Annotated in this window: 15 protein-coding genes; 7 read left to right on the forward strand and 8 right to left on the reverse strand. The window is 72.8% G+C overall.

Annotated elements, in window-relative coordinates:
• The first annotated feature begins 349 nt into the window (after nt 1–349).
• Nucleotides 350–1,126, forward strand: coding sequence for a CPBP family intramembrane glutamic endopeptidase (locus ACFRFC_RS30045; protein WP_382691039.1), 777 nt, complete (start codon nt 350–352; stop codon nt 1,124–1,126).
• 21 nt (nt 1,127–1,147) lie between these two features.
• Here the strand turns inward: ACFRFC_RS30045 and ACFRFC_RS30050 are convergent, their stop codons facing one another.
• The 5 genes from ACFRFC_RS30050 to ACFRFC_RS30070 form a co-directional block, all read right to left on the reverse strand.
• Entirely contained in the window at nt 1,148–1,960 is an 813-nt protein-coding gene (locus ACFRFC_RS30050) for a PhzF family phenazine biosynthesis protein (protein ID WP_382691042.1), read from the reverse strand.
• 179 nt (nt 1,961–2,139) lie between these two features.
• The gene (argG, locus tag ACFRFC_RS30055; RefSeq protein ID WP_382691045.1) at nt 2,140–3,585 is read right to left on the reverse strand and encodes an argininosuccinate synthase; all 1,446 of its coding nucleotides are present in this window, start codon (nt 3,583–3,585) and stop codon (nt 2,140–2,142) included.
• A gap of 183 nt (nt 3,586–3,768) precedes the next feature.
• Nucleotides 3,769–4,932 carry an oxygenase MpaB family protein gene (locus ACFRFC_RS30060; RefSeq protein ID WP_382691047.1) on the reverse strand — a complete coding sequence of 388 codons (1,164 nt, stop codon included), beginning with the start codon at nt 4,930–4,932 and terminating at the stop codon, nt 3,769–3,771.
• A gap of 54 nt (nt 4,933–4,986) precedes the next feature.
• Entirely contained in the window at nt 4,987–6,039 is a 1,053-nt protein-coding gene (locus tag ACFRFC_RS30065) for a polyprenyl synthetase family protein (RefSeq protein WP_382691050.1), read from the reverse strand.
• A complete protein-coding gene (locus ACFRFC_RS30070) occupies nt 6,032–6,448 on the reverse strand; it encodes a hypothetical protein (RefSeq protein ID WP_382691053.1) in 417 nt (138 codons plus the stop codon). Before ACFRFC_RS30070 ends, ACFRFC_RS30065 begins: the two co-directional genes overlap by 8 nt.
• Before the next feature lie 272 nt (nt 6,449–6,720).
• Between ACFRFC_RS30070 and ACFRFC_RS30075 the strand changes: the two genes are divergently transcribed.
• Nucleotides 6,721–7,329: a PadR family transcriptional regulator gene (locus ACFRFC_RS30075; RefSeq protein WP_382691056.1), complete on the forward strand. Its 609-nt coding sequence runs from the start codon at nt 6,721–6,723 to the stop codon at nt 7,327–7,329.
• 192 nt (nt 7,330–7,521) lie between these two features.
• On the opposite strand, the gene ACFRFC_RS30080 is transcribed toward ACFRFC_RS30075, so the two are convergent.
• Nucleotides 7,522–7,725 (reverse strand): hypothetical protein, encoded by a 204-nt coding sequence (locus tag ACFRFC_RS30080; RefSeq protein ID WP_382691059.1) that lies wholly within the window; start codon nt 7,723–7,725, stop codon nt 7,522–7,524.
• A 199-nt stretch (nt 7,726–7,924) separates the two neighbouring features.
• Here ACFRFC_RS30080 and ACFRFC_RS30085 point away from each other — a divergent pair, with 199 nt between their 5' ends.
• The 3 genes from ACFRFC_RS30085 (at nt 7,925) to ACFRFC_RS30095 (ending at nt 10,839) form a co-directional block, all read left to right on the forward strand.
• The gene (locus ACFRFC_RS30085) at nt 7,925–8,455 is read left to right on the forward strand and encodes a Clp protease N-terminal domain-containing protein (RefSeq protein WP_382691061.1); all 531 of its coding nucleotides are present in this window, start codon (nt 7,925–7,927) and stop codon (nt 8,453–8,455) included.
• 91 nt (nt 8,456–8,546) lie between these two features.
• Nucleotides 8,547–9,551, forward strand: a complete 1,005-nt coding sequence (locus ACFRFC_RS30090) for a DMT family transporter (RefSeq protein ID WP_382691064.1) — start codon at nt 8,547–8,549, stop codon at nt 9,549–9,551.
• A gap of 316 nt (nt 9,552–9,867) precedes the next feature.
• The gene (locus ACFRFC_RS30095; RefSeq protein ID WP_382691273.1) at nt 9,868–10,839 is read left to right on the forward strand and encodes a DMT family transporter; all 972 of its coding nucleotides are present in this window, start codon (nt 9,868–9,870) and stop codon (nt 10,837–10,839) included.
• A gap of 81 nt (nt 10,840–10,920) precedes the next feature.
• Here the strand turns inward: ACFRFC_RS30095 and ACFRFC_RS30100 are convergent, their stop codons facing one another.
• Nucleotides 10,921–11,745: a pyridoxamine 5'-phosphate oxidase family protein gene (locus ACFRFC_RS30100; RefSeq protein WP_382691067.1), complete on the reverse strand. Its 825-nt coding sequence runs from the start codon at nt 11,743–11,745 to the stop codon at nt 10,921–10,923.
• 35 nt (nt 11,746–11,780) lie between these two features.
• Here ACFRFC_RS30100 and ACFRFC_RS30105 point away from each other — a divergent pair, with 35 nt between their 5' ends.
• A complete protein-coding gene (locus ACFRFC_RS30105) occupies nt 11,781–13,115 on the forward strand; it encodes an aminotransferase class I/II-fold pyridoxal phosphate-dependent enzyme (protein WP_382691070.1) in 1,335 nt (444 codons plus the stop codon).
• Between the two features lie 283 nt (nt 13,116–13,398).
• Here the strand turns inward: ACFRFC_RS30105 and ACFRFC_RS30110 are convergent, their stop codons facing one another.
• Nucleotides 13,399–14,352 carry a DMT family transporter gene (locus ACFRFC_RS30110; protein WP_382691073.1) on the reverse strand — a complete coding sequence of 318 codons (954 nt, stop codon included), beginning with the start codon at nt 14,350–14,352 and terminating at the stop codon, nt 13,399–13,401.
• A gap of 93 nt (nt 14,353–14,445) precedes the next feature.
• On the opposite strand from ACFRFC_RS30110, the gene ACFRFC_RS30115 reads away from it, so the two are divergent.
• The gene (locus ACFRFC_RS30115; protein WP_382691076.1) at nt 14,446–15,423 is read left to right on the forward strand and encodes a LysR family transcriptional regulator; all 978 of its coding nucleotides are present in this window, start codon (nt 14,446–14,448) and stop codon (nt 15,421–15,423) included.
• Nucleotides 15,424–15,630 lie beyond the last annotated feature (207 nt).

Raw genomic sequence — 15,630 nt, forward strand, 5'->3', positions numbered from 1 at the left:
CGGTGCCGGTGTCGCTGGGCTGACCAGCCCGGAGCCGTCGGGCTGACCTGCCGGAGTCGGAGCCGCTGGGCTGACCGCGCCGGAGCCCGGGCCCGTGCCGCCGGGCTGGCCAAGCCGGAGCCCTCGGCCTGACCCGCCGGAGCCCGAGCCCGAGCCCAAGCCGCCCCAGCCCCAGCCCGAGCCCGAGCCCAGCCCCAGCCGGGGGTCGCGTCGTCCTGGCCGGGCGCTCGCCCGTGTCCGGAGACCGGGTCGACCCTGGGGCCGTCTTTCCCAGCTTCATGGGGCAAGCTGTGATCTCTCACGGCTCTACCCACTGGAGGCACGCGTGCAGGCGGAGGACAGTCCGGCGGTGACGGACCAGCCGCGTGAGCGGCTCTCGCGGCGGACCCTGCGCGACGAGACACTGCTCGTCCTCGCCCTGTCGCTGGGCGCGAGCGGGGTCTCCGCGCTGATCAGTTTCATCGGGTCGGCCACCCGCCCCGGCGGGCTGAGCGACCAGGCGGCCACGCTCAACGCCTCGGCGGCGCCCGGCCGTCCCTGGCTGGACCTCGCCTGGCAGCTGTTCGGCATCACCACCGCGCTGGTGCCGGTCGCGCTCGTCGCGCATCTGCTGCTGCGCGAGGGCGCGAACCTGCGCACGATCGGCTTCGACCGCACCCGCCCCTGGCCCGACCTGGGCCGTGGAGCGCTGATCGCGGCGGGCATCGGCAGCACCGGTATCGCCTTCTACCTCGCCGCCCGTGGCCTCGGCTTCAACCTCACGGTGGTGCCGGAGGCGCTGCCGGACGTGTGGTGGAAGTACCCGGTGCTGATCCTGTCCGCCGCGCAGAACTCCATCCTCGAAGAGGTCATCGTCGTCGGCTATCTGCTGCGCCGCCTCGATCAGCTGGGCTGGTCCCCGGGCGCCTCGCTCGCGGCGAGTTCCGTACTGCGCGGCTCGTACCACCTCTACCAGGGCATCGGCGGGTTCATCGGCAACATGGTGATGGGCGTCGTCTTCGTCTACCTCTACCGCCGCTGGGGCCGGGTCGGCCCGCTCGTCGTGGCCCACACCCTGCTCGACATCGGCGCCTTCGTCGGGTACGCGCTGCTGGCGGGGAAGGTCGACTGGCTGCCCACGGCGTGACCGGGCCCGCCGGGCAGGGCGTCAAGATGTCAGCAACTCGCCCTTGATGACCGTCACCGCGTGGCCGGTGAGCAGCGTGCGGTCCCCGCGCAGCCCCGTACGCACCCGGCCGGGCCGGTGGGACGCCTGGAGGCCGGTGAGGTCGGGGCTGTCCAGGCGCTCGGACCAGTAGGGGGCGAGGGCCGTGTGGGCGCTGCCGGTGACCGGATCCTCGTCGATGCCGACGTTCGGGAAGAAGCCGCGCGAGACATAGTCGTAGCCACGGGACGGGTCCTCGGCGCGGGCGGTGGCGATGATGCCCCGGGCCGAGTACGCGCCGAGCGCCTTGTGGTCCGGGGCGAGGGCGTGGACCGTCCGCTCGTCGGCGAGTTCGAGGAGCAGGTCACCGACGTCCGGGCCGGTGTCGAAGGCCGTCAGCGGGCGGGCGCCCAGGGCCCCGGCGACGCCCTCCGGCAGGGCGACGGGGGTGAGCGGCGCGGTCGGGAAGTCCAGCGTGATCGACCCGTCCGCGTGCGGCCGGGCCACCAGGACTCCGCCGCGCGTCGCGAAGCGTACGGGGCCCTCGTGCGCGCCGGTGCGGTGCAGGACGTGCGCGGTGGCGAGCGTGGCGTGCCCGCACAGCGCGACCTCGGTGACCGGCGTGAACCACCGCAGCGCCCAGTCGGCGTCCCCGCCCCCGGGAAGCCGGTGCGCGAACGCCGTCTCCGCGTGATTCACCTCCCTCGCCACGTCCTGCAACCAGCCGTCCCGCGGGAACGCGTCCAGCAGCAGCACACCGGCCGGGTTGCCGGAGAAGGGGTGGTCGGTGAAGGCGTCGACAATTCGAATCCGCATGGCGTCGAAGGTAGGGGGTGGCGGGAAGGGCGGGCCAAGGCCAATCGGGGGGAGCTGGACCGATCGGGACGCCATCCGCGCAGGGGACACGGGGCTCGCGCGGCGCACGGCGAAGGCCGCCCGGCGTGCTGCTGCCGGACGGCCTTCACCGCGCTGATCAGTACCGCCTCTGCCGCTTCTCAGTCCGTGCCGAGTTCCATCGCCGCGCGGTCCAGGAGTTCGTCCTCCTCGGAGACCTCGCCCCGGGAGGCGATGGCCTCGGCGCCGCCTTCCGGCATGGCACCGATGAGACCGGTCGCGGCGGCCTGGGCGGCGCCGATGGCCGGGTGCGCGGTGCCGATCAGGCCCATCCCGGCGTACTGCTCCAGCTTGGCGCGGGAGTCGGCGATGTCCAGGTTGCGCATGGTGAGCTGGCCGATCCGGTCCGAGGGGCCGAACGCCGAGTCCTCGGTGCGCTCCATCGACAGCTTGTCCGGGTGGTAGCTGAACGCGGGGCCGGTGGTGTCGAGCAGCGAGTAGTCCTCGCCGCGCCGCAGCCGGAGCGTCACCTCGCCGGTGACGGCCGCGCCCACCCAGCGCTGGAGGGACTCCCGGATCATCAGCGCCTGCGGGTCCAGCCAGCGGCCCTCGTACATCAGCCGGCCCAGCCGGCGGCCCTCGTTGTGGTACTGGGCGAGGGTGTCCTCGTTGTGGATGGCGTTCACCAGGCGCTCGTAGGCCGCGTGCAGCAGGGCCAGGCCCGGGGCCTCGTAGATGCCACGGCTCTTGGCCTCGATGATGCGGTTCTCGATCTGGTCGGACATGCCGAGGCCGTGCCGGCCGCCGATCGCGTTGGCCTCCATCACCAGGTCGACGGGGGAGGCGAACTCCTTGCCGTTGAGGGTGACCGGGCGGCCCTGGTCGAAGCCGATCGTCACGTCCTCGGCGGCGATCTCCACCGACGGGTCCCAGAACTTCACGCCCATGATCGGCTCGACGGTCTCGACGCCGGTGTCCAGGTGCTCCAGGGTCTTCGCCTCGTGCGTGGCGCCCCAGATGTTGGCGTCCGTGGAGTACGCCTTCTCCGTGCTGTCCCGGTACGGCAACTCGTGCGCGACCAGCCACTCGGACATCTCCTTGCGACCGCCCAGCTCGGTCACGAAGTCGGCGTCCAGCCACGGCTTGTAGATCCGCAGCTTGGGGTTGGCCAGCAGCCCGTAGCGGTAGAACCGCTCGATGTCGTTGCCCTTGAACGTCGAGCCGTCGCCCCAGATCTGGACGTTGTCCTCCAGCATCGCCCGGACCAGCAGCGTGCCCGTCACGGCCCGGCCGAGCGGCGTCGTGTTGAAGTACGCCCGCCCGCCCGAACGGATGTGGAACGCGCCGCAGGTGAGCGCCGCCAGGCCCTCCTCGACCAGCGCGGCGCGGCAGTCGACCAGCCGGGCGACCTCGGCGCCGTAGGTCTTGGCGCGCGTGGGCACCGACGCGATGTCGGGCTCGTCGTACTGGCCGATGTCGGCGGTGTAGGTGCAGGGGACGGCACCCTTGTCGCGCATCCACGCGACCGCGACGGAGGTGTCGAGGCCGCCGGAGAAGGCGATGCCGACGCGCTCGCCGGTGGGCAGGGAGGTGAGGACCTTGGACATAGGAAGAGTATGCATGATGCCGCATGGTCATGCAAAGCCCTTGGGGGTCGTCTTTCGAAGCCCATTCGAAGCCGGGGTTTCGAAGTCCTCTTCGAAACCCCGTGCTGAACGACGGAGTGCGGGCCGGTGAGGACCAGCGCGGCGGGGCCGGGTCCGGCGACCCCGGGAAGGAGGCCGGGTCCGTCAGGGGATCGCCGGGGCCGGTGGCGTCCAGCGGTGGTGGCGGGGGACCGCGCTGGAGACGCCGTAGTCCTTCTTCAGGGACTCGGGGATGGCGTAGTGCATGACCCGGCCCCGGGTCAGGGAGGACAGTTCGAAGACCGTGGTCAGCCGGCCGAGCCGGTCCAGGGCCCACGCGCCGAGCGGGGAGCGGTCCTCGATGGTCTCCAGCACGCCCAGGAGATGCGGTACGGCCTTGACGGCCGTGTCCCACGGGGTGTGCGGGACGTCGAGCCAGTCCGCGCAGGTGTCGCCGACGAGATAGCGGATCAGGGCGGCGACGATCGGGTCGAAGAAGGTGCCGGGGACGACCTCCTCGTACAGATCGATGAGCTGGCGGGTCAGCTGGGTGCCCTCCGCCGAGGGACCCATGTGGCGGATCATGTAGAGGTCGAGGAACTGCCGGGCCTCGTCCAGGTTCCCCGGGACCGCTTCCTGGTCCACGCCGAGCATCGCGCCGACGACCCGCCAGGCGTAGTAGTACGCCTCCGCGCCCTCCTGCGACATATGGATACCGAGGCGGTGCAGGCTGTCCAGCACCAGCATCGAGAAGAACATCTGGCCGCCGATCATGTCCTCCTGGCAGATCGGCGTGCCGAGGGTCCCGGTGTCCCAGAGGTCCTCGCGGCTCAGGTGATGGCGGATGGACGCGTGCAGCAGCCGCACCTTCTGCGCCGCCGGGATGAAACGGCTGCCCGCCTCGAAGGCGCCCGGCTGCATCAGATAGACGGTGAACTGGCCGGTCTCCGCCATCCGCTTGGCGGGGTACTTCAGCCCGTGGCTGGCCGACAGCAGCTTCGCCACGTGCGGGACGACGTAACAGGCGGGCATGGAGGCGAAGGACAGCGCGGTGGTGATGTGCACGTTGTTGTCGATGAAGAACAGCCGGGCCTTCTCCATCTCCGCCCAGTCCACCCAGGCCGGGGGTGTGCTCGTGGCCGCCAGATACTCCCGGGCCACGTCCGGCAGCCCGTCCGGCAGCGGGGCGCCGGCCGTGGAGACGTACCGCATCAGGGTGTTGAACTTGCCCACCTCCCCCCGGTCGAAGAGGGCGGCGACGGTGGCGTCGGCGAGTTCGTCACCGGCCAGACGCAGGGTGTCCATCGAGGCGTCGGTGTGAGCAGGCATGGGGGTTCCTTGTCGTACGAGGGGGAGAGGGGGCGGCGTACGGAGGCGGGGCGGTCAGGACGCGCGGTCCGCCGCCGAGCGGGCCAGCCAGGTCAGCGCCCCGGCGGCGGGGGCCGGCAGGTCCAGGCCGTGCAGGGCGTCCAGCGCCTCCTCGACCCGGACGCCGATCATGTCCTCGATCCGGTCGGGCGCCTTGAGGCGGCGCATCAGCGCGCGGACGCTGTCGACGGCGTCCGCGTCCAGGGCGCGGCGGCCCAGCAGGGCGGTGAGCCGTTCCCGGTCACCGGCGTCGGCGAGCCGCCAGGTCTCCGCGAGCAGGGCGGTGGGCCGGTGGGCGCAGAGGTCGTCGGCGTTGGCCTTGCCGGTGCGTTCCGGGTCGCCGAACAGCCCGAGCAGATCGTCGCGGAGCTGGAACGCCTCGCCCAGCGGCAGCCCGTACGCCGAGAAGCCCTCGCGCAGCCGCTCACCCGCTCCCGCCAGGGCGCCGCCGATCAGCAGCGGCTGTTCGACGGTGTACTTGGCGGTCTTGTACCGGATGACCTTCAGTGACGCCTCGGTGTCCGGACCGGTCCCGGTGCGCAGGATCTCCAGGCACTCGCCCGCGATCAGCTCCCGGGCCAGCACCGCCCACAGGGGACGGGCCCGCGCCAGATAGGCGGCGGGCAGCCCGCTGCTCGCGAACAACTGCCCGGCCAGCGCCATCAGCAGATCGCCCACCAGCATCGCCAGCGACCGCGCCGCGGCGGCGGCACGCGGACGGCGCCGCAGCGCGCCGCGCAGGGCGAGATGCGCGGTGGGACGCCCGCGGCGCAGCCGGCTGTCGTCGATCAGGTCGTCGTGCACCACCGCCGCCGCGTGCACCAGCTCCATGGACGCCGCCGCCCGCACCAGCGCGTCGCTGTCCGGCTGGCCCGCCGCCCGCCAGCCCCAGTAGCAGAACGCGGCACGCAGCCGTTTGCCGTCCGCGACCGCGGCCTCGACCTGCGCGGCCACCGGCGCCAGCAGCGGATCGATCTCCGCGAACCGGTCGGCCTCCTCGGCGACGAAGACGCGCAGCACCTCGTCCACCCGGGCGCGGAAGGACGCCGGGTGCCAGGGATCAGACATCGGGGGTGGGGTGGTGGGGCGGGGTGGACGGGGCAGGCCGGGCAGGCCGGGCTTGCCGGGTGGGCCCGGCTTGCTGGGCGCCGCTGGTGCCGCTGGTGTTTCTGGTGCCTCTGGCGTTCCGGGCGTTCCGGGCGAGGATCTCCAGGTGCGGCGGGGGTGCGGCCGTGTACCGGTCCAGCGCCAGCCGCCCCCGCGCCAGCAGGTCCCGCTCGGCCTGCTCGGCCAGTTCCGCGCCGTCCGAGCGGCGCAGCAGGCCCCGTACCGTGCCCAGGGCCGTCCCCAGTGTGCTCACCGCCAGGTCCGCCAGCCCGGCCGCCAGCAGCAGCGCCTGTCCGTCCGGGCCCGCCCCTCGCCGTCCCGCGTTCCGTTCCGTGCCACCCGTCAGGCCGTCCGTCGTGCCGTCTGCCATGCCGTCTGTCATGTGTGTGTCCCCACCCGCATGCCTCCGGCGGCGCCGGTCGTGCGCCGCCCTTCCCGAGGATCCCGGCGGTGCGCGGGGCCGAGCGGCGGAAGTCACCAACGAGTGATCGGCTCGCTCGACCGTGCGGATGAGCGCCACGGTTGCCGTCGCGGTCATTCCGATATATCGTTGACGCATCGCGACTGATCAACGATGAGGCGCGATGTATGTGAACGAACGCGATGCGAAAACGCGGAAACATGAGAAATGGAATGATCGCGATGCACACGCACGGATACGAGAACGAGCACGGACGACGCCGCGGCAAGGGCGGTTTCGAGGGCCGACGAGCGGCTTTCGGGCCCTTCGGTCCCGGTGGTCCTGGATTCGGCGGACCGGGATTCGGTCCCGGTTCCTGGGGTGGCCGTGGACGCGGCGGACCCAGGGGAAGGGCCCGGCGCGGTGATGTACGGGCGTCGATCCTGGCCCTGCTGAAGGACCGCCCGATGCACGGCTACGAGATGATCCAGGAGATCGCCGAGCGCAGCGGCGGGGCATGGAAACCCAGCCCCGGTTCGGTCTACCCGACCCTTCAGCTGCTGGAGGACGAGGGACTGATCGTCAGTGCGAGCGAGGGCGGCAAGAAGCTGTTCTCCCTCACCGACGCCGGACGCCGGGCCGCCGACGAGGGGCCGGACGCCCCTTGGGAGGAAGCCTCGCGCGGCGTCGACTGGGACACGCTGAACGAGATCCGGCAGGCCGGTTTCGGCCTCATGGAAGCCTTCGGCCAGGTCTGGAAGACCGGCAGCAAGGAACAGCGCGAGAAGGCGCTGGCCGTCATCACCGACGCGCGCAAGAAGCTGTACCTGATCCTGGCCGACGAGGACTGACGGCCGCACGCACCCGTGCCAGGGACTACGGGGGTACGGGGGTGGAGGGCGTCCCGGGGAGAGTCCCGGGGCGCCCTCCTGTGAGTTGCGGACCTGTCCGTCCGGTGGGGTCAGCGGTCCGTCCGGCTTTCGCAGGGACTCGGCAGTTCCCGAAACCCTCAATGCTGATGAATTGCCAGAAGGGGTGAACCGTCAGGAGCGGCATGCCCGGCCGACCCTGCGGATCACCGCCGCGTCGAACAGGTCCCACGCGCGCGGGTAGGGTCCCTCGTCGTGGCAGTGCCAGGCCTCCCAGAACAGGTCGGCGAGCAGGGCGTCCATCGGGGCGTAGACCCGGTACACGTAGTCCCTGCCGTCGACCGCCGGCAGCGCCACCAGCCAGCAATCGTGGTCCATGTCTGTGTCGGACGAGCGACACTGCGTGATGGTTGCGGACAGGGGCGTGCGGCGCACTTTCGTGCGCCCTTGTGCCGGATTGGGTGTGATCTCATCCGCAAGGAGGAGATTCCCGCCGCGGATGTCCGCTCTGCGTGGGACGTGAGAATGCTTCCCGCCGGGGATGACTCGGGCCAAAGGGACTGATGGGGTAGGGGATGTGCACCACCGAATCCCCCGGCAACCCGACTCCGACCAGGGCAGTGCCTCACGCGCGGACCACGATGCCAGGCTCGGCGCCGAGCTGGCAGCGGTGCTCGCCGGCGCCCGCAGGCGGGCGGTGCGGGACGGGGACCGGCACATCGACACGGCCCATCTGCTGCACTCCCTGCTGGAGACCGACCCCGAGGTGCGCGCGGCGTGCGGCGACGACGGACCGCGCCTCGCCCGGCTGTTCGGCTACCTCGTCCAGCGCAGCATCGGCTACGGCCTGCGCTGGCAGAGCACCGTCGAGGACTCCGGCGCACTGCCCGTGATGACCGTCGCCGAGGGCTACTCACCGCTCGCGGCCGCCGCGCTGGAGCACTCCGCGGGCCGCGCCGCCCGCCGGGGCGACGACCGGCCGCGCGGCCTCGATCTGCTCGCCGCCCTCGCCACCGACCCGGACGCCCGGGCGGTCGAGGTGCTCACCCGCGCCGGCATCGACACCGAACAGCTCCTCAAGCGCCTCGAACCGGCACCGCGCCACTGAGACCGTACGGCCGGGTTCACCTTCCTGGGACCGGCCGAGTTCTTGAGACAGGTGCCACGGGGGTGACGGTCATGTCATCGCCTGTCATCATGTGCCGGTGCGTACGACACAGAGCAGCAACGCAGGCCGCGGCAAGGGCTTCGGGCTGGGCCTCGCGTTCGGGTCGGCCCTGGCCTTCGGCGGTTCCGGGGTGGCGGCGAAGCCGCTGATCGAGGCGGGCCTCGACCCGCTGCACGTGGTGTGGCTGCGGGTCGCCGGAGCCGCCCTGGTGATGCTGCCGCTCGCCGTGCGTCACCGCGCGCTGCTGCGCCGCCGCCCCGCCCTGCTCGCCGGGTTCGGGCTGCTCGCCGTGGCCGGTGTGCAGGCGTTCTACTTCGCCTCCATCTCCCGTATCCCGGTCGGCGTGGCGCTGCTCGTGGAGTACCTCGCGCCCGCGCTGGTGCTGGGCTGGGTGCGGTTCGTGCAGCGCCGGGCGGTGACCCGGGCCGCGGCCGTCGGGGTCGTCCTCGCGGTCGGCGGTCTCGCCTGCGTCGTCGAGGTGTGGTCCGGGCTCAGCTTCGACGCCGTGGGGCTGCTGCTGGCGCTCGGCGCGGCCTGCTGCCAGGTCGGCTACTTCGTCCTCTCCGACCAGGGCAGTGACTCCGGCGCCGACACCCCCGACCCGCTCGGCGTGATCGCCTACGGCCTGCTGATCGGCGCCGCCGTGCTCACCGTCGTCGCCCGCCCCTGGGGCATGGACTGGGGCGTCCTCGCGGGCAGCGCGAGCATGGACGGCGACGCCGTCCCGGCCCTCGCTCTGCTCGGCTGGATCGTCCTGGTCGCCACGGTGATCGCCTATGTTACCGGAGTGGTGTCCGTACGGCGGCTGTCACCGCAGGTCGCCGGGGTGGTCGCCTGTCTCGAAGCGGTCATCGCGACCGTGCTGGCCTGGGTGCTGCTCGGCGAGCATCTGTCCGCGCCGCAGATCATCGGCGGGGCGGTCGTGCTGACCGGCGCGTTCATCGCCCAGTCGGCGACCCCGGCCAAGGGCTCCGCACAACCCGTGGCCACGGGCGGGGCCGAGCGGGAGTTGTCCGCCCGGGAAACGGCCACGTAGGGTATCGATCATGCATGCGAAGGCCCTCGTTCTTCCGCCCCCGGCCGTCTGAGGCGGGCTCTCCAATACCCACGCCCCGCGCACTTCGCCGGGCGTGACGGTGCTGCCCGCAGACGAAGTCCGCAAACCCCGCTGAGCGGCGGTCCCTCCACGAACTTCCGCGCACCACGCGCGACTGCGGAGACAACGCGTGTCCTTTTCCTCAGATTCCTCAGATTCCTCGGTTTCTTCAGGCTGCTTGGCTGCTTCGCCTGCTGCTTCGCCCTCCGTTTCGTCTTCGTCTTCGTCTTCTGTTTCTGTCAGGTCCGTCGGCGGGCTGCCCGTCGGGCGGGGCCTGGCCTATCTGATCGTCGCCGGTGTCGCCTGGGGCACCGCGGGCGCCGCCGCCTCGCTGGTCTACGAGGCCAGCGACATGGGCCCGGTCACCCTGTCCTTCTGGCGCTGCGCCGCCGGACTCGTACTGCTGCTCGCCGCTCGCGCGCTACGGCCCCGGGCCACCACGGCACCGGCCGTCGCCGTGCCCGAGCCGCTGCGGCGCAAGGCGCTGCGCGCCGGGGCCGTGGGGGTCGGCCTCGCGGTGTTCCAGACCGCCTACTTCGCCGCCGTGGCCGCCACCGGTCTCGCCGTCGCCACCGTGGTCACCCTCGGCGCCGGGCCCGTACTGATCGCGCTCGGTGCCCGGCTGACCATGGGGGAGCGGCTCGGACGCGGCGGTGTGCTCGCCGTGGCCGGTGCGCTCGCCGGGCTCGGGGTGCTGGTCCTCGGCGGCGGTGACACCTCCGTACGCCCGTGGGGCGTGGCGCTCGCCCTGCTGTCCGCGGCCGGATACTGCGCGATGACCCTGCTCACCCGCCGCTGGGGCCGCGACGGTGGCACGGACGCCTCGCGCACGACGGTGTGGGCGTTCGCCGTGACGACCGTCTGCCTGCTGCCGTTCGCGCTGGTCGAGGGGCTGGTGCCGCACACCGCCGACCCGCTGCGGGTGGTCTGGCTGGTGGTGTACATCGCGGCCGTCCCGACCGCCCTCGCCTACGCGCTGTACTTCGCCGGAGCCGCCGTCATCCGGTCCGCCACCGTCTCCGTGATCATGCTCCTCGAACCGGTCAGCGCGGCGGGGCTCGCGGTCGTCCTGCTCGGCGAACACCTCACCGCGCCGACCGTCATCGGCACCCTGCTGATGCTGGGCTCGGTGGCGGGGCTCGCGGTGGCGGAGGCGAAGGGGGCGGGGGCTGGGGTGGAGGTGGGGGGTGGGGCGGGCGTGACCTCGGCCCCGGCGCCCCTCCCTTGATGGACGGGGGGCGGGCGTCTCCCCGTGGGGTCCTGCCCCCATACCCCGCCCGTACGTCCACCGCGTCCCAGCGGGTCTGCATCACAGCCGGGCCAGATAGTCCGGCAGGGCGGTGCCGGAGGCCAGGCCGGGGTCCGGGAGCGGGGCGTCGTAGCCCTTGCGCAGCGGGACCACTCCGGCCCAGTGGGGGAGGGCGTGGTCCTCCGGCTCTTCGTTCACCCCGCCCGTGCGCAGCTTCGCGGAGACCTCGTCCAGGTCGAGGTAGATCACGGCGGTCGCCGCCAGCTCCTTGCGGTTGGCGGGCCGGGAGTCGGCCGCGCGGCCGGGGACGACATGGTCGACCAGAGCGTCCAGCGCGGCACGCTTCTCGTCGGGGTCGGTCACATCGCGCGCGATGCCGTGCACCACCACCGAGCGGTAGTTGATCGAGTGGTGGAAGGCGGAGCGGGCCAGGACCAGCCCGTCGACATGGGTGACCGTCAGGCACACCGGCAGGCCCGGGTCCGCCTTGCCGGTCATCCGCAGCGGGCGCGAACCGGTCGAGCCATGGACGTAGAGCCGCTCACCGACCCGGCCGTAGAGCGTGGGCAGCACCACGGGGGCGCCGTCGCGGACGAAGCCGAGATGACAGACGTAGCCCTCGTCCAGGATCGCGTGCACCATCTCCTTGTCGTACCGGGCGCGGTCGGCGTCACGGGTGGGGACCGTGCGGTCGGTGGCGGTGTAGGAGGGGGTGGCCGGCTGCGGGGGTGTGGTGGATTCCGGTGCCGCGGTATCCGGTGTGGCGGTTCCTGATAGTTCGGTTGCCGACGGATCCGTTCCCGACGGTTCCGTTCCCGGTGTCGAGAGGCCCCGTTCCGGCGTCGCGGTCCCCGGTGTCGTGGTCGTCCCCGTGGTGTCCGGCATGGCGATCTCCATTGTACTAGTGCATAGTTAGGTTTGTGCTAGTAGAGTATCCGATCAGTGGGCGGGGCGCAGCGGAGATTTCGGCGAGCGTGGAGCGCGCGGTGGCGGCGGGGGAGCTGACGCCGGGGCAGCCGCTGCCGCCGATGCGCGAGCTGGCCGAGCGCCTGGGCGTGAACCCGAACACGGTGGCCGCCGCGTACCGCGTCCTGCGCGAACGCGGAGTCATCGAGACCGCCGGGCGGCGCGGCAGCCGGGTGCGCGCGAAACCGGCCACGACCGGGCGCGAGCAGCTCCGGGTGGACGTCCCGGAGGGGGTGCGGGACATGGCGGCCGGCAATCCCGATCCGGCGCTGCTGCCCTCCCTGGCGGGCGTCTTCGCCGAGGCAGCCGCCCAGGCCGACCGCGAACCCGTCCTCTACGGCGCCGCCCCCGAGGAGCCCGGCCTGGTCCGCCGCGCCCGCGCCGACCTCGACGCCGACGGGGTGCCGGACGGGCCCCTCGCCGTCACCTCCGGCTCCCTGGACGCCATCGAGCGCGTGCTCGCGGCCCATCTCAAACCGGGTGACACGGTCGCCGTCGAGGACCCCGGCTGGGGCAGCCTGCTCGATCTGATCCCGGCGCTGGGACTGCGTACGGTCCCGGTCCGGGTGGACGACCACGGCCCGCTCCCGGACGACGTACGCGCCGCCCTCGCCGCCGGGGCCCACGCCCTGATCGTCACCGACCGCGCCCAGAACCCCACCGGCGCCGCCCTGAACGCCTCCCGCGCACGTGCCCTGCGCGAGGTGCTCCGCGGGTTTCCGCGCACGCTGCTGATCGAGGACGACCACGGCCACCGGATCGTCGACCTCCCGCTCTTTCCGCTGGCCGGGGCGACCCGCTCCTGGGCGTTCGTCCGCTCCGCCGCCAAGGCGTACGGTCCCGACCTGCGCCTCGCCGTGCTCACCGGCGATCCGGTCACCGTCGACCGGGTGCGCGGCCGGCAGCGCCTCGGCCCCGGCTGGGTCAGCCGGCTCGTCCAGCGCGCGGTGGCCCGGCTGTGGAGCGGCGGCGCGGTGGACACGCGGGCGGTCGCGGCGGCGTACGGGGCGCGGCGCGCGGCGCTCATCGGTGCCCTCGCCGAGCGCGGGGTCCCGGCGTTCGGGCGCAGCGGGCTGAATGTCTGGGTGCCGGTGCCCGACGAGACCGGGGCGGTGGCGCGGTTGCTGCACGCGGGGTGGGCGGTGGCGCCCGGCGCCCGTTTCCGGATGAGCGCGCCGCCGGGGGTGCGGGTGACGGTGTCCACCTTGCGGGAGGGGGAGGTGGAGGGGCTGGCTGACGCCATTGCGGAGGCGGTGGGGCCGGGGGTGGCGGATCGGCGGTATGTGTAGGTAGTAGGTAGTACGTAGTAGGTGGTAGAGGGCGGTGCGGGGTCGCTGCGCGGGCTTGTGGGGGCGCGGGGTGGGTGGGGGTGCTGGGTGTGTGCGGGTGCGGGTGGTGGTGGGCTGGTCGCGCAGTTCCCCGCGCCCCTTAAGGGCGTTGGGGTTGGCCTGGGATTGCCGGTGCTTCCTGGGGCGTTGGGGTTGCTCTGCGATCTCCCGTGCGCCTTTCCCGTGCGGCGCTGGGCTGGTCCGGCATTTGTTCCCCCCGTCCCCCCCGTACCCCCCCCGGGCGTCAGTCGCCTTGTTGTCTTCGGCGGGTCTGGGTCAGTGCCGCGCCTGTGATGACGATCGCCGCCCCTACCGGTGTCGACCAGGTCAGTGACTCGCCCAGTACGGCGGCGCCCGCTGCCGTGGCGATGACCGGGATGAAGTACGTGACCATCTGGGCCGTCGTCGGACCGACCTCGGCGACCAGGCCGTACTGGACCAGGACCGCGAAGCCCGTGCCGAGCGTGCCCAGGGCGGCGATGGACAGCAGGGGCAGCAGGTGGAACCCGTCCGGCGCGGAGGTGAACAGGGGAGTGACGACGGCCAGCTGGACCGTCGCCAGCAGCAACTGCGCTCCGGTCAGGGAGAGATGCGACGCGTTCGACCCGGCCAGCGTGCGGCGGACGTAGATCCAGCCGATCGGATAGCTCAGGGCGGCGAGCAGCGCCAGGGCCGTGCCGGTGGCGTCCAGACCGGCGAAGCCCTGCCAGGCGCCGAGCACGGTGAGCACGCCCAGGAAGCCGATGCCGAGCCCGGCCACGCGGACCCGGGTCGGCCGGTCCTCGGAGAGCGCCACCAGCGACAGGGCCATGCCCCACAGCGGGGAGGTGGCGTTGCAGATACCGGCCAGCGTGGACGGGATGGTCAGCTCCGCGTAGGCGAACAGGGAGAACGGCAGCGCGTTGATCAGCAGCGCGGCGACCGTCAGATGTGCCCAGGTACGGGCCCCGCGCGGCAGCCGCTCCCGCCGCACGGCCATCGCCGCCGCCAGCACCGCCGTACCGAACACCAGCCGGCCCAGGGTGACCTGGAACGGGGCGTAGCCGTCCGTGCCCACCTTGATCAGCAGAAAGCTGAAGCCCCAGACGAGCGACAGGGCGGCGAAGCGCAGCCGCCAGTCCGTGCGGGGACCCTTCGGGCGGGTGGCGGCGGGGAGTCCCGCTGCGCCCGAGGCGGTGGTGCGGGGGACGGTGGTCATGCGGTCCACGATCGCGCCGCTGACGTCGTAGCACAATCGAAATCTCGTGCGGTGTATCTCGTAGCAACGCTTAATTGTGCGTAGGCTGGGGCCATGCTGAATCTCGACCGGCTGCGCACCCTCGACGCCCTCGCCCGGCACGGCTCGGTGAGTGGTGCCGCCGAGGGGCTGCACATCACGACCTCGGCCGTCTCGCAGCAGATGGCCAAGCTGGAGCGCGAGGTGGGACAGCGGCTCCTCGCCAAGCACGGGCGGGGTGTACGGCTCACCGACGCCGGGCGGCTGCTCGCCGATCACGCGGCCCGGATCCTGTCGCAGGTGCAGCTCGCTCAGTCCGATCTGGAGGCACAGCGGGGCCAGGTGGTGGGGGAGCTGCGGCTGTCGGCGTTCCCGACCGCCGCGCGCGGCCTGTTCCCGCTGGCCCTGTCCGCGCTGCGCGCCGAACACCCCGGGCTGCGGCTGCGCTCCCGCGAGCTGGAGCCCGAGGGCGGCATCCGCGGGGTGGTGCGCGGGGACCTCGATCTCGCCGTCGTCCTCGACTGGTACAACAAGCCGCTGCCGCTGCCCGACGGGCTGGTCAAGGCGCCGATCCTGGACGACCCGGCCGACGTTGCCCTGCCCGCCGACCATCCCCTCGCGGACCGGGACGAGGTGGACCTCGGGGAGTTCGCCGACGACGAGTGGATCACCTGGGGCGAGGGCGAGTTCTGCCACGAGTGGCTGGTCTTCACCCTGCGCTCGCGCGGTGTCGAGCCGATCCTGGGCCATCGCGCCGCCGAGACCCACACCCAGCTCGGCCTGGTCTCCGCCGGGCTGGGCGTCTGCATCGCCCCCCTGCTCGGCCGCCACCCGATGCCACCCGGCGTCGTCACGGTCCCGCTCAAGCAGCGGGTACAGCGCCATGTCTACGTAGTCTGGCGCGCCGACGCCGACCGCCGCCCGTCGATCCGCGCGGCCGTCAAGGCCCTGCGCATGGCCGGCGAGAAGATCGGCGCGTCCGTCACCCCGCCCGGCCGAACCGGCGCCACTTCGCCGGCCCACCGCCTGGTTTCCGGTGGTCGGGTGGTTTGAGGGGGCAATGCCCGGGCCCATCGCCTGCGTCCGGTCGTCCGGTCGTCCGGTCGTCCGGTCGTCCGGTGGTCCAGTGGTCCAGTGATGTGAGGGGGGCGGCGGTGCAGTGCCCCGGCCCACCGCCCGGTTTCCGGTGGTCCCGTGGCCTGATGGAGTCGGCGATGCAGTGCCCCCGGCTCGCCGCCCTGCCTCCGGGTGCCCGGTGGG

This window comes from Streptomyces sp. NPDC056734, from assembly GCF_042790455.1.
Classification (GTDB): domain Bacteria; phylum Actinomycetota; class Actinomycetes; order Streptomycetales; family Streptomycetaceae; genus Streptomyces.

Bases quoted from the DNA above. Each gene is read 5' to 3' on its own strand.
- ACFRFC_RS30050 (WP_382691042.1), bottom strand. From the start codon at position 1,960: ATGCGGATTCGAATTGTCGACGCCTTCACCGACCACCCCTTCTCCGGC.
- argG (WP_382691045.1), bottom strand. From the start codon at position 3,585: ATGTCCAAGGTCCTCACCTCCCTGCCCACCGGCGAGCGCGTCGGCATC.
- ACFRFC_RS30060 (WP_382691047.1), bottom strand. From the start codon at position 4,932: ATGCCTGCTCACACCGACGCCTCGATGGACACCCTGCGTCTGGCCGGT.
- ACFRFC_RS30065 (WP_382691050.1), bottom strand. From the start codon at position 6,039: ATGTCTGATCCCTGGCACCCGGCGTCCTTCCGCGCCCGGGTGGACGAG.
- ACFRFC_RS30070 (WP_382691053.1), bottom strand. From the start codon at position 6,448: ATGGCAGACGGCACGACGGACGGCCTGACGGGTGGCACGGAACGGAAC.
- ACFRFC_RS30075 (WP_382691056.1), top strand. From the start codon at position 6,721: ATGCACACGCACGGATACGAGAACGAGCACGGACGACGCCGCGGCAAG.
- ACFRFC_RS30080 (WP_382691059.1), bottom strand. From the start codon at position 7,725: ATGGACCACGATTGCTGGCTGGTGGCGCTGCCGGCGGTCGACGGCAGG.
- ACFRFC_RS30100 (WP_382691067.1), bottom strand. From the start codon at position 11,745: ATGCCGGACACCACGGGGACGACCACGACACCGGGGACCGCGACGCCG.
- ACFRFC_RS30110 (WP_382691073.1), bottom strand. From the start codon at position 14,352: ATGACCACCGTCCCCCGCACCACCGCCTCGGGCGCAGCGGGACTCCCC.
- ACFRFC_RS30115 (WP_382691076.1), top strand. From the start codon at position 14,446: ATGCTGAATCTCGACCGGCTGCGCACCCTCGACGCCCTCGCCCGGCAC.